Origin of the sequence: Cohnella sp. GCM10027633 (assembly GCF_042675445.1) — a bacterium.
Classification (GTDB): Bacteria; Bacillota; Bacilli; order Paenibacillales; family Paenibacillaceae; genus Cohnella.
In genome coordinates, this window is record NZ_JBHTGV010000001.1 from 1,028,175 (window position 1) to 1,042,088 (window position 13,914).

Annotated in this window: 6 protein-coding genes; 1 reads left to right on the forward strand and 5 read right to left on the reverse strand. The window is 56.1% G+C overall.

Annotation, left to right across the window (positions count from 1 at the left end):
- Positions 1-135: 135 nt before the first annotated feature.
- The 5 genes from ACFQZG_RS04495 to ACFQZG_RS04515 form a co-directional block, all read right to left on the reverse strand.
- A complete protein-coding gene (locus ACFQZG_RS04495; RefSeq protein ID WP_378150305.1) occupies positions 136-1,233 on the reverse strand; it encodes a Ger(x)C family spore germination protein in 1,098 nt (365 codons plus the stop codon).
- The gene (locus ACFQZG_RS04500) at positions 1,230-2,330 is read right to left on the reverse strand and encodes a GerAB/ArcD/ProY family transporter (RefSeq protein WP_378150307.1); all 1,101 of its coding nucleotides are present in this window, start codon (positions 2,328-2,330) and stop codon (positions 1,230-1,232) included. The genes ACFQZG_RS04495 and ACFQZG_RS04500 overlap by 4 nt, the downstream gene beginning before the upstream one ends.
- A complete protein-coding gene (locus tag ACFQZG_RS04505; RefSeq protein ID WP_378150308.1) occupies positions 2,327-3,766 on the reverse strand; it encodes a spore germination protein in 1,440 nt (479 codons plus the stop codon). The genes ACFQZG_RS04500 and ACFQZG_RS04505 overlap by 4 nt, the downstream gene beginning before the upstream one ends.
- An 84-nt stretch (positions 3,767-3,850) precedes the next feature.
- A complete protein-coding gene (locus tag ACFQZG_RS04510) occupies positions 3,851-4,462 on the reverse strand; it encodes a GNAT family N-acetyltransferase (RefSeq protein WP_378150309.1) in 612 nt (203 codons plus the stop codon).
- A gap of 137 nt (positions 4,463-4,599) precedes the next feature.
- Complete coding sequence (locus ACFQZG_RS04515) at positions 4,600-13,104, reverse strand: immunoglobulin-like domain-containing protein (RefSeq protein ID WP_378150310.1); 8,505 nt, start codon at positions 13,102-13,104, stop codon at positions 4,600-4,602.
- Between the two features lie 410 nt (positions 13,105-13,514).
- On the opposite strand from ACFQZG_RS04515, the gene ACFQZG_RS04520 reads away from it, so the two are divergent.
- Positions 13,515-13,889 carry a hypothetical protein gene (locus ACFQZG_RS04520; RefSeq protein ID WP_378150311.1) on the forward strand — a complete coding sequence of 125 codons (375 nt, stop codon included), beginning with the start codon at positions 13,515-13,517 and terminating at the stop codon, positions 13,887-13,889.
- Positions 13,890-13,914 lie beyond the last annotated feature (25 nt).

The following is a 13,914-nucleotide window of genomic DNA, read 5'->3' on the forward strand; positions in this document are numbered from 1 at the left end:
CCTCCTCTGTTACTCTTCTTCTCCCAATGAACTTCGCTTTCGCGCAAAATAACCCTTTTTATCATCGAATATCGGCATGAAAATTCCCTTCGGTTACCCACCGAAGGGAATTCGTCTTGCTTGACATGACGCCCGCTACTCCAAAATGCCGCTGTTCAGAATGGTCGCCCGAACTTCCGGCTTGATGCGTACGACCGGATATAGCGCGCGCCAGTTCATCCGCTTGGTCGCCTCCGGATGATAGGCGGCCGCCTTGCCTCCGAGCTGCAAGTAATCGCAATTCGCGCGCTGCAGCGTCTTGATCACGCCTTCGGACTTCGAGGTCAGATCGCGTTCGATGGCGGTCTCCAGCTCGGCGTAGTCGCCCGCCGCGTACTTCCGGTCTTTGACGCCGTCTTCGATCAGCTTCACGTCCAGCTTCAACGATACGCGGATCTCTTCGATGCCTTGCGAATTCGTCCGGATCCGATATCGGCGGGCCGCATGCTGCAGCAGAACCGAGTAAGCTTTGCCGTTCCACTGGCCGACCAGCAGCTGATTCGCTCCGGCGCCTTCCCGCAGCAAGTACGCGAGCTGGGTATCCTCGTCGTTCAGGTTAACGCCCGTATACGTCCCGTCCCTGAACAACGCCGTACCGGCCAAGCGCACGCCTTCCTCATAGGACTCGAACCGGTTCAGCGCGAAGTCGTTCACGTACCCATTGCCTCCGAGAATATAGTTAAGCAGCTTGTTCGGCGGTATTCTGCCGCGTTCCTTCTCGTCTTCGAGCAAGCCGATTAAGAAATCGGAGACGGTCTTCCCCTTGAAGCCCTTCGTCGCCAGCAGCTTCGCCACGTCCCCGTCGTACATCGCCAAGTACGCGTAGAACGGATTCGTGATGAATTGGCTGGCCATGTTCAAATATTGCATCGGACGATCCTTGGCGAACCGGGTTCCGATCAGATACAGTCTCGTCTCCAGCACGGACAGAATGCCCGGCATTGCCTTGTTCGATCTCGCCGCGGCTTCATATAGATTATCGCCGGTCGACTCCACGTACACGCTTGACGGCTTGCCGCCGCCTTGATTCGCTTCCCGGAGCGCGGTGATGACGTACCCGACCTTCAACTGCTTGCCGCCGCCTTCGTAATCGATGCCGATCGTATCGACGAAATGCAAATTCTTAAGCTCCAGCTGATCCCAACATCCGACGAGCGCGAAGCACAGAATAACCGCGACGATCGCTCTCTTCATGCGTCGCTCCTCCCGGTGCCCCGGATTCCGGAAATCGCGAGCAAGACGAACGGCAGCGCGAAGACGAGACAGAAGGAGACGGCATCCTGAATCGCGGCGAACTTCAGCAGATCGCCGCGCTTCTTCAGCAGGCACCCGCCGACGAACGTCACGGCGACGATCGCCCATACCCAAGCTTGCTGTTTGCCGAGCCCGCGAGCGCGAACGTGCACGAAGGCTTTGGCCGCCAGGAAGAAGTAGACGTAGATCGTCGACAGCACGATGCACACGTAGAACATGAGGAACAGAGTATCGAAGCTTTGCAGAATGTCGACGCGGTAGTTTTTCAAGATGAACACGATCGGCTCCGGAATGAGATACAGCTGGTTCGCGCTGAACATCATCGTGCAGACGAGGCATACGGCGACGTAGAACGCGATCGTGCATGCGTTCGCCAGCGTCATCGCGAGCAGCACCTTGCGCTTGCTGGTCTCCCGCACGTATGGATAGGCGTACATCAACAGATCGTATCCGACGAAGGCGCTGAACGCGACGTAAATGCCTTGAAGCGCCGGCAGCCAACCGACCGTCCAAACCGGCAGCAAGTGATTCGGTTCGATGCCGTAGATGCCGCTGAACACGATGAGCAAGAAGCCGATCAAGGAGAACATCATGAGCGATTGGGAGACGTAAGCTATCTTCCTCAGCGTAGAGGTCGCCGCGTAGCCGCAGACGACGAGCAGCATCAGAATGATGAGCCACCTGGGCGTCAGGACGAACATCCAACGCTTCAGCATGTCCGAGTACAACAGCACCAGCATCAACCCGGACAAGGCGTAATAACATCCGTACATGAGGTTAATAAGCGATCCGATCGGCCTGCCGACGATATGCGAGGCGTAAGCGAACAAGTTACGGGTCGGATAGCGGTTGCCGAGCCACCAGAGGGAGACGATGCCCGCTTGCGCGACGAGCCCGCTCAACAAGACGATAATCCACGTGTCATGTCCGACGACGTCGGCTTCCACATGGGGCAGCGACAACACTTCCGTGCCGAGCTGCGCCAGGAAGACGAGCGCGAACAGCTGCCTGCCGGTAATGGATTTTTCCTCTTTCATCGCTTCCATCCTCTCGGATCGCGCAGCCTCGTTCGATTGTTCGGCGCAGTCGCTTCCGTCCGCTTCGCCATGCTCCAGACCGGCGCGCGGAACAGCGTATCCTTCGTCTCGTCGAGCGTGAAAGGCGGCTTGAAGTAAGGTACGCCCATCGTCTCCAACCGGCATAGATGAATGCAGAGCATCATGAAGAAGACGACCAGGCCCAATAATCCGAACAGCGCAGACAGGAAGAGAGCGGGATAGCTGAGCAGTCGGATCGCGCTGCTCATCTCGTAGGAAGGCAAGATGAAGGAAGCCAGCCCCGTTAACGCGGCGATGATGACCATCGTATTGGAGACCAAGTTGGATTGGACGACGACCGTCCCGATGACGATGCCGCCGACGACGCCGATCGTCTGCCCGACCGGGTTAGCCAGCCGGATCGTCGCTTCCCGCAACACCTCCAGCAGAAGCATCATCGACAACGCCTCGAGGAACGGCGGGAACGCCACGTACTTGAGCGAGCTCTGCAGCGTATTGACGAAGTTGATCGGGAGCAGTTGCGGATTGAAGGAGCTGACCGACACGTACAAGGCGGGAAGCCCGATCGTCAGGAACAAGCAGGCGATGCGCAGCAGCCGGAACACCGTCCCCACGAACCAGCTCACTTGGTAGTCTTCCGGGCTCTGGAAGAAGCTCCAGAACGATACCGGCAGCACGACCATGTCCGGAGAACCGTCCGCCGCGACGACGAACTTCCCTTCCATGGCGTACGCTCTCGCGCGGTCGGGTCGTTCCGTGACGAGCGTCTGAGGGAACAGACTGAACTTGCGTTCCCGGATCAGCTCGTCGACGAAGCCCGGCGATTCGAGATAGTCGATGTCGATGCCGCCGATCCTCTTCCCGAGCTCCTCCGCCATCGTCTCGTCGGCGATCGTCTTGACGTACATAAGTACGACCCTCGTCTGCGAGCGGCGCCCGATCGTATATTCGCGAACGATGAATTCCGGAGTATTGATCAAGTTGCGCATCAAGTTAACGGTCGTGTCCAGGTTCTCGTTGAACGCTTCGTTCGACCCGCGGATGACCCGCTCGTTGAACGGGATCGTGAGCGCGCGTTCCTTCTTCAGCTGGGTGCCGAGCAAGTACAGAGATCGATCACCGTCGCGAAGAAGTACCGTATAGCCCTCGACGATCGCCTTCGCGGCTTCTTCCAAGCTTTCGGTCTCGGCGTAATCGAGCACCGTAACGACGTCCCGCACCGGTTCGGAGGGGCGATCCAGCAACGGAGTCAGGACGAACTGCTGCACGAGCGACGAATCGACTAACGTATCCATATAGATCAGTCGGCACGCCGTGCCGCCGATGGTCAACCTTCTCGATCGATAATCGCTTTGCCCCGAGAACAGCTGCTCGAGCCGTTGTTCGGTCTCGTCCGCGAAAGAGTCGATTTTCATTCGGATTCCTCCTTTTCGCTCGATTTCCTCAGATTCCCTTACGTTGACCATCGCGCCTCGGAATTATGTGCGGCGGATGGCGGTTTACGGAACGAAAAAAGCCCTCCCTATGGTCATCTGTTCGATGGCTTTCGGGCGGCAAAGTCGATTATCGGCTCCGACCATGCCGGCGAGCATTTCATTCTCGAGGAAAGCCAACCGCTCCACCCGATACAGATCATAGATCCGATGCGTCCGATTGATCGATTGATAGAGCTGCGGGACGATATCGTTGGCTAACTCGGCATACGGCAGTTTCTCTATCGCCTTCTTCGATCGAATATTGTGGATTCGGACCTTCAAGTATACGGTTTCGATTCGATGCTCGAGAAAGAGTTCGGTCAGGAACGATTCCTTCGCTCGTCGGTTATACCCTTGTCCGAAATAAGGAGCTCCGATCCAGGTCGCCAAGAATCCCGTTCGATTGACGATATCATAGAGATCGATCGTTCCGATGGGAGCTCCCGACTCGTGTATGATGGTTCTGGAAATGCAGGTTTCCCGTTCTTCTTCGACGATCATCTGTTCGGTTACGAATAAGTACTCCTCATATTGGCGGATTTGGTGGCGGACGTAAGGAAAGACTGCGGGATCCATCATTAAGTCGTACAGGAAAAGGCATTCATGCAATTCGCGTTTTTTCAGCAATCGATTCACCGCCCGATCCTCTTGGTTCGCTGCGCGAAGCAGCTATTATAGTATAGAAAAGGACATGGGCGGCTTGATTAAGCGAGCGTGTTGATAGTGTTAAAAGAAGAAGAAGCCAGGGAGAGCGCTCCCCGGCTTCTTGTCTGTTAGTGCGATTGCGTATAAATGCGATACAGGATAACCGCTGCTTCCGCTCGGGTCAGGTTCCCCTTCGGATTCAAGGTATTGCCGCCGTTGCCTTGGAGCAAACCGACGTTAAGCAAATAAGTTAAGCCTTCTCTTGCATAAGGCGCCGTCTTCGCGCCGTCCTTGAAATCGTCGATCGACTTGGACGATACTTGCGGCAGCTTGTTCTGCCAACGATCAAGAGCGCGCTTGATGATAACGGCCACGTCTTCCCTGCTAATCTGAAGTTCCGGCTGGAACTTATTGCCGCCCGTTCCTAGTATAATGCCTAGCGCGCGACCGATTCCGATTTCCTTGTAATAATCCGCACCAGGTTCTAGATCGGCGAAATTACCGTCGAACGATGCATCCAACTCCAGAAGCTTGATCATTTGAGCCAGGAATTCCGCTCTGCTGATTCGCGTTCCGGGATCGAAGGTCGTTCCCGTCCGGCCGTCAACGATGCCTCTGGCTGCCAAAGCTTCGATTTCCTTCGACGCCCAGAGAGGCAAGTCGTTGAATGCAGGCTTGGCATAGACAATGGCATAATCGCTAAAGTGCGTCGTGCGGAATACGATCTGGCCTGTCGAAGCATCGTACTTCCCGCTAGGTACCGGCGTTACGTTGCCGTTGCCGTCCACGTACCGAACGACAAGCTGCTCCGTATGCTGCGCTTCCGCGCCTATCGGCGTATACGGGATCATGATCGTTACCGGAGCTTTGCTATTGTTCCATGAGATCGGTTTGCCGCCCGACATGACGGACAGATCCACGACCGGACGATCGCCGACTTGATCGGTCAGTTGCCGGCTCCATCCGCTCTTATCCGCGTGACGAATAACGATGGTTACGGTATTGCCGGCTCCGTTCAATTGATCTTCGCTTAACATCGAGCTCGATACGACGACCGAGCCTAACGGCGTTTCTACTACGACCGTTCGATCGGCTTCTCCCTTGAACAAGGAGGTCGGGAGCTCTAATCCGTATCCGTTCGCGCTCGGGATGCTTGATACTTGTACTTTAATCCGTTTGGCCTCTTGATCGGCGCGACCGAACGCGTTGTCGATCTCGCTCTGGGATACGCCGGATTGCGCGAGGCCGGCATTCATCGTCGACACGGTTCTTACGCTTACGTTGCCGTTGTTATCCACGATAATCTCCGTGGAAGCCGGCGGTACGTAGGAACCGCCTCCCGGGTTCTCTCCGCCCGGTTGTTCTTCGCCAATGGCATCGATCCGCCCCTGAAGTTCCGTCTTCACCGCTCCGTCGGCCAGAATCGCGACATAGTTGCGCGCCTTCGCGATGTCGGCAGCCGACTCGGTCGCGACGGCGGCGTCAACGGCAGCCGTTGCCGATGCTTCAAGCTTCTCTTCGTATTCGCCCGCGTTCAACAGATAGAGATTCGTGAACAATTCCGAATTCTTCAAGTGTCCGCCTACGACTTCGAACGTGCCTCTGGTACCGTCGGATTCGCCCGGACCGTCGGATTCGTTGAGCATGATCGATACGCCGATTCTACCGTTCGCTAGCAGCGATGCAGGATTCGCGTGAACGGTATTGAACGGAATCTTCAAATCGTAGATCGTCGTTCCCGCAACGTCGTCTCTCGTAATCTTGGCCACGATATCCGTGATCGGCGCCGTCGGCGCATTGCCGCCCGAAGGACGCGTCCATGCCCATACGACCTCTTCGTCGTCATTATTGAGCGTGAACCCGAATTCATTCCGCAACGTGCTGTCTGTCGCCGGATTGCGAAGATCGATGCCTACCTGCAGGTTATCTTCCTTCCAGATGTTGCCGCCAGACTGATTGCTGTAGTGCACGTCGTCCGTAACGACGATGTAGGCATATAAGTTGCCGTCGTCCCATGCGTAACGCGCTTGTACGCCGAGGTCTTGCGGACCGTTCCACGTTCCCGAAGTTACGTAATCTTCGGCGTTCATTACATAAGCGGGAGTCGCCGCGTTCTTCGCCGGATTAACCGCCCCGACATTGCTTGCTTTCTCCGCGTACGCCTCGTCGAACTTGGCCGTATAGGCGTATGCCTTGCCGTCTTCAAGCTGAAGCTTGAACGTGATCAGACCCGCGACGTAAGACGGTAAATCTACGGTTACGGATTCGCCTGCCGCAAGCGCGCCGAACGGGATCGGAGCGAAATCTTCCGCGTAAGCCGCCGGAGCAACGATGCTGAGCGTCCCTGGCGCGGAGGTTCTTCCCCCGACGTTATACTTGAAGCTGAATCGTTGACCCGCGCCGCTATGGGTCATGTTGAACACGAACGGTTCCGCCTCTAGATCCGAGCCGTAGATGCCGTATGGATTACCGACCGGCGTGCTGTTCCTCAAACCGGACGCGTAATAGTTGTTGCTGAGCTCGATCGACGTTCCGCCCTCGCGAAGCATCGCGTACACGTTATTATTCTGGCCGTTCTTGGACGGCTGGAAGTAAGAAGAGTAGACGTGCGCTTGGCCGGCATGAACTTCTATGCCCGGATTGCTGCTCGGCAGCTGCGTGAAGTTGCCTTGCTGAATCCGAACGATGCCATTATTGACGATCGCTCCCGCTACGCTCGGACTTCCCCAGAACGCGCTGTTGTACAGGACGATTTCGGCGTCGGGATGAATCTTGGCGGTATTCGGCACGTCGCCCATTCTGACGTACGCCCTGTTCGGCTCCGTCGGGATGTTCGTATTCACCAGTTCCGAGTTGATCGCGATGATCTTCGTATGTTCGTCCGCGTCTTCCACGTACAGAGAATACGCGCATCCGTCCGAGCCGTGACCGATCATCGTTAATTTGCCCGGGTAGGCGAATTGGCCGTTGCCCAAGTCTCTCTTCAGGAAGTGCACGCCGTATACCGAACCGAATACGAAGTTATTGAAGATCGTCTCGTCTTCCACGTCGGCGAATTTGAGCGCGCTTAGGTATCTTTGCACGAATCCGTACAGATCGCCCGAAGGCGCAGCATAGCCTTGACCTCCCGGAAGTCTCAACGCGTAGTGCGGATTGAGTTGCATATTCCGAATAAATCCGCCTTCCGCGCCTCCCCCGACCCAGATGCCCGCTCTCAAGAGCGTGCCGCCCAAGTAATCGACATAGTGGCCGTCGGTTCGGTAAGAAGCAAGGTCGATGCCCTTATCCCCGATCGGGATCGTCAAGTTGATCGCATATACGCCTTCTCCTTGCCCCTGCACCAAGAACGGCGTCTTCAGCGTTTGGTTAGGATCGTTAAGGTTGACGCTCGTGATATTCGCTTGCGTAAGGTTAAGTCCTCTGACGCCCGCGTGAGCCTGAAGCTGAATCAGAGAAGCTCCGTTCTCGCCCTGGGCACCGCCGGCGTAAGCGGTGAAGATCGCCGTGCCGCCGCCTTGCGTATGGTGCTGGACGTCCCACGTGCCTCTGATCTCTACGCCTTCAGGCACGATGACAGGAGAATTCAGCAGGTATCTTCCGCCCGGCAAATACACGGTGCCGCCATTATGATGCGTCTTGATGTAGTCTAGAGCATCCTGCAATTGCTCAGCTATATCTACAGTAGGCGCGCTGCTTGTTAAAGAGCGCGGGAAATCCAATCTGAGCACGGCGTTAGATGCCGGTCTCGGGTGAACGTCGATATCCGTCTTGACGTCCTTCGGAATCGGTTCGAACAGATAGTCGACGTCATTCACGATCTGTACCGCGGTGTTCGTACCGTCGGCCTTCACGTCGAGATCGAGATTATCGATGCGAGAGGCAAGATCGGCGCTCTCGATGTGCAGGTCGTAGCCGGAATTCACCGATTTGAACGTTCCGAAGTTGGCTCCGAGACGCGCGTGTTTGCTCGCTTGCTTGAAGTTGCTCTGGCTGACCAGCGCGTTGCCCCGATTGCGGAAGTTCAGCGCGTAATCGTCGTATTCGTCGAACGTGCTATCCTCGAACGAGATGACCCCGCCTCTGGCATCGCTTACGATCGGACCCTTGAACGTGACGCCGTTGAATTGGACGGACGTGTCGAAGCGTTCGTTGAAGTACGCCGCAACGTCGCCTCCGAATTCCGAATTCGAGAGCAGCAGACCGAAGCCGTTGACGTTGTCGAGATAGATGCCCGTCTGGCTGTCTTCGATCTTCAAGCCGTAGAATTGCGCGTTCGGCGCGTCTTCGCCGACCAGTTCTCTTCCGATCCACATGCCCGTCTTATAACCGGAAATGTTCAATCCGGACACGTATTCCCAGTCGGAACGGTGCATCATGAAGCCGGTCGCATTCGCTCTCGTGTAATCTCTTACCGTTTCAAGAGCAGGTGCGCCCGCCAGACCAGAATTCACCCAATATTTCGGGTTCATATCCACGTTCTCGATCCGCCCAATATCCGTGCAGGTGTGAACCACGATGCCCTTATAGAGAGCCGTCATATTGCTGTTCAACACATAGTGCATTTCGCTCGGCATGGAGATGAAGCCGCCCCATGCATTAACAAGAGTGACATTATCCAGTGTCACGCTGTTTCCGGTTCTTTGATAGAACGTCCACGGATACGGTACGCCGTGAATCGTCTCAAACTCCCCTGTCTTCTGGCCGTTTTCGCCTCTCACTTCAACAACGGTTTCCTGAGCGATATCCTGCTCGGGATACCATACCGAGAGATTGGAAGCGCCCGTACCTTGCTCCATGTCGATGAAGCGGTCGGACACATTGGCAACGACTTTCGTGTTTGTCTGATTTTCGGTCGCGACGGAGTCTACGTACGTATCGTAATTGTCGCTACCCTTGCCGGCGTAGACCGCAAGAACGGTTCCGTCGATCGTACCGTCGTAGCCGGCCGCATCCGGGTTATCCCATTCGCCGCGGAGCTGCACGCCCGCCCGCAATTGCAGAACTTGTTTATATTCGTAATTCGTATTGCCGGTCGTGCTCTTCACGCTTACGATGCCGGTCGTCTCCGTACGGAACGCATAGGTTCCCGCCGGAATGTAGACGACGCCTCCGCCGTCATTGTATGCCGCGTCGATGGCCGCCTGGAAGGCTTCTCTGTTATCGAAATCGACGAGGTTCTCATCGGCTGCCATCGCTTCCGTCTTCGCGCCGAAAGCGAGTACGTTGTAGTCGGAGATCGCCCAATCCTTCGCGTCGTTCGCCTGCGCGATTGCCGTTCTGATATACTTCGCGTAATCATATCTGTCCGGAACGGTCAACGCGAATTGCTTCGTTTGCGTTACGGGAGAGGCTACCGGACCTCTCTTCACCGTCGCCGTGAGCGTGACGGTACCGCCGCCGTCAGGACGGTTGGTCGGAATGATGCCTGCGGCGGTGATGCGGGTCGCGTCGGACGTGGCCCATGTAATGTCCGTCATATTGTCGCCCATCGACGGAAGTACGAGGTTCGTCGTCACATTACCCTGAATGACATTGGCGCCTTTGATTAAATCCCATGTCAGTTTGTCGATCATATGCGTCACCGCATCCGCATCGGTTCCGGTACCCGTACCGCGAACGACGATAAGGAAAGTTTTAACGACCGGCGCCGCCGTACCTTTGCTAATCGTCGCCGTGAGGGTTACGGCCTCATTGTTCTGCTGACGATCTACCTCGCCGGTGTTGCTATCGATGACCGCGTTATTGGTAGAGGTCCATACGATGCTCGTGCTCGTAGAACCCGCCGTGGCAAGCGTCAAATCCGTCTCGACCAGATCTTGTCTCGTATTCGCGCCCTTGATCGCGTCCCAAGTGAGCGCGTCCGAAGCCAATTGGATCGCTTCCGCGTCCGTCGGTGGAATTTCGGTAATTCGGATGCTCTGAATGATGGCTCCGGCCGTGGCGAACCGGAAGTGCGCCCCTTGATTCTGTCTTCCCGTATCGAAGTTGGCTCCGTTCAGCACGACTTTGGACGTCACCCAATTGCTGCCGCTTCCCGTTGCCGGAAGGCTGGCCGATCGATACGCGTCGAAGCCGTCGAAGGTGCCGGGATAGATCGTGTTATATTGCAACGAAATCCCGCCGGTCGCGCTCGGTCTCCAGTAGGTAACCGCTAATTCGGCTTTGTTGACATGCGCAAGACCAGGATCGCTGACAATGACGTAGATGAAGTCGCCGACCTTCGCGGCGCCCCTCTCGGCCCCTGCTCCGCCTTGCTGTCCGTTCGCCACAGCGACGCTGTCTCCGTCAAGGCTGATGCCGATGCCGTTGCCTTGAAGCTTGTTGCCCACTTGAGCAAATGTGTTGGCGTCGTTAAAGTCAATGAACGCTTCGGCAAGCTCGTTAGCCGTGCTGGCTACCGTCAGCGCGAAAGGCACCTGAACGGGCGTTGCGCTGCCTTTGCTGATCGTAGCCGTAAGGGTTACGGCTTGGTCATCGTCGGCATCGCGGGTTACGCTGCCCGTCACGGTATCGATGATGCCCGTCGGCGTTGCCGACCACGCGATAGCCGTATCGTTCGCGCCTATGGTCGGAAGCGTCAATGCCGTTCTAACGCCTGATTGGTTCGCGTTCGCGTTCTTGATCGCGTCCCAAGTCAGAGCGGCTGTAGCGTCCGCAATGGCTTGACTGTCGGTCAGATGCTGCACCTTCGCTCTCGTATGCGTTCCCGCAAAAGGATACTGCGTACTCGAAGCCGTGCGCGCGAACGTATAATAGGCATTGCCCGCCGGTTTGGCCAATGTCGCCGAGTACAAGCCGGAATCGAGCGTTCCCGTCGTCCAATCTCCCTCCGCCGGAGCATTGCCGGTCGCGTTGATCGCGAACTGCACGACCTGACCGTTCGTCGGCGCCGCAGACGATAACGTAACGTCGTCGTCCGTCTCGACGGCCGCGGGAATCGGTCGCGGAGATTCCGCGGTGCTCTGGAAGCGCGGGTTCTTCACGTAGATGTCGCCTTGGGGCAACGATGCCCATTGCATTTGCAATCTTCCCAGGTATGCCTTGTCTAGACTCACGGGATTGAAGCCATTCGGAGAATTGGACGCCGATAATTGCGCGGCTACCGTGATCCATCCGTTAGCGGATCCGTTCCTCATCTCGCTAACGTTAAGATGAAGTCGCGAATTGGTGTCCAGATCGCTGAGCCCGGTCGCAATGGCAATCCAGTTATTGCCGCTGAAATTCAACAGTTCCGCGTTCGTAACATACATATCGAACACCAAATATTGATTCGCGTAACCTAATAAATCCTGATTGCCGCTGCTACTGATGAATTGGGCATTCCAGATCCGTTCGATGCCCGCGCCGATTCTTCCGGCGCCAAGCTTGAACGCGTTATTACCGTCTGGCGCGACCGCGTTCGCGCCCTCCTCGGCATTCGGGAAATACGTCGCGACCCGGGCGTTGACCGCCGCCGGAGCGGCTTTCACCATCACGGTAAAAGCTTTCGTAGCGGTTGCGGCGCCTTTGGTTATCGTCGCCGTGAGCACGACGGTTTTGTCCGCTTCTCTATCCGACAAACGATTGACACTTCCGGAGTCGCTAATCGCGGCGTTGTCCGAAGACCATGCTACGTTCGTCGTTCCGATAGAAGTAGGAAGCGTCAGCTGCGATTTCACGTCGCTAACCAACGTATTGCCGCTTTTAATCGTATCCCAAGTTAGGGACGCCGCGGCATCGTCTACCAAGGTTTGTTCGTCGATCAACGTTACGGTCGTTCTTGTCGATGCGCCGATAAAGCCGTAAGTGCCGTCTGGCTTCGCTCGCGCGAATACATAATAAGTGCTGGACGATGGCAAGGTGGCGAATTGATAAGAATACACGCCGCCGTTGTTCACGCCGTCCGCCCAACCGGATGCGGGAGCGTTCCCGTCTTCGCTGATCGCGAATTCCACCGCTTGGCCGCTAGCCGGCGCGTTCGCCGATACCGTTCGCGTCGACACGTCGAGAGCGGGAACCGTCGAAGGGGACAGCGGGGCGCCCAACGTGCTTTTCTGGAACCGCGGGTTCTTCATGAACACCGGTGTGCTAGGGACGCCTGCATCCCATTGCAGATGCATGGCCAGCCTGGTGACTTTGTCCAGCCAGGCATCATTGAAATTCCCCGCAACGGTGCTCGACGACGATAGCTTCGTATAGACCGTCGCCCATGTGCCGACCGCTGCGCTTGCGACCCCGCTTACATTCAATTGAAGGCGAGAATCGTTGTTGAACTTGTCGCCGGAGGGGTTGCTGTCGCTTACGATGACGAGCCAGTTGTTCCCTACCATATTCTTGAAGCTGGCATTGGGAACGTATATCTCGAAGACGAAGTAGCCGTCCCGATAGGCCGATACGTCTCTTAGAGGCGACACGCTCGGCGTGAATAGGTTATCCCAAGGACCGCCGCCCTTCGCCGTCCCTGTGTTCAAGCTCCATGCCGTCTGTCCGTCCGGCGCATTCGCGGATGTCGCCGTATTGCCGTCTCCGCCCTCGTTAACGGTCAATAGAGACACGTCGTCTCCCCAGGCCGCGCTGGCCGGCTTAACCGGAGTAAACCATGTAACTAGCATCGCCATCACAAGCAAGCAGGCTAATAACCGTCTTTGTAACATGCTATTATTTCCTCCTCGAATCATGTTGTTAGTTTAGAAGAGACCCTATACCTCTAGAGAACATCGCCAATATACGTCCAGCCGCATCACCTCTGCTCTTCCCGATGTCGAATCTAATCAAGCTCCTTCGCCCGCAACCGACTCGTTGTTAGCGCTTTCACGGATATTCCCGGAACTAACATTGCCGATCTCGTGGACTAGTCTTATCATACGAATGTTGAAAAAGAGTTCCTATGAGGTAATCTTCTCCTTTACGAGGGCAAAATTGTCCGACTGAAAAGATCGCGATGATGCAAAAAAAGCCCGTTCCGTAACGCTTCTCCGCATGTATTCGTTTCGTTATCCTCGTCATCCTCATCTAATGACAATGGGAACAGATTGTCCCAATTTTAAGAAAAGGAGGGCTACGATTGGGCCATAACCTTATTCTGTCGACCGGCGTGTTGCGCAGGCATTCCAGTACGGCGTTCCTGACCGTCGAAGCGCTTAACGTCGATCCGGACGATGCGCATTCCGTCACCGTTCAAATGTTCGATTGGTCGTCGGGATCCCCGGTAAGCATCGCGATGGTCGATCCGACGACGCAAACGCTGCCTCCCGACCAATACAGAACCTTTCGATCGTTTCAACTATCGCCGGCGCTCTACGCTTACGAAGTCAGGATCACTCATACGAAAGACAAAGACGTCGTTACGAACGTCTTCGGTCTTAGTCAAATCGCGTTCGATCCCCAAGAAGGAAACAACGTTCTGCAACACGATCTAGCGCACTTGAAATTGAAATAATCCATGCTGCGGTTATATGAACAAG

What these genes read in the sequence shown, in the direction of transcription:
- ACFQZG_RS04495 (WP_378150305.1), bottom strand. Translation starts at nt 1,233, where the DNA reads ATGAAGAGAGCGATCGTCGCGGTTATTCTGTGCTTCGCGCTCGTCGGA.
- ACFQZG_RS04500 (WP_378150307.1), bottom strand. Translation starts at nt 2,330, where the DNA reads ATGAAAGAGGAAAAATCCATTACCGGCAGGCAGCTGTTCGCGCTCGTC.
- ACFQZG_RS04505 (WP_378150308.1), bottom strand. Translation starts at nt 3,766, where the DNA reads ATGAAAATCGACTCTTTCGCGGACGAGACCGAACAACGGCTCGAGCAG.
- ACFQZG_RS04515 (WP_378150310.1), bottom strand. Translation starts at nt 13,104, where the DNA reads ATGTTACAAAGACGGTTATTAGCCTGCTTGCTTGTGATGGCGATGCTA.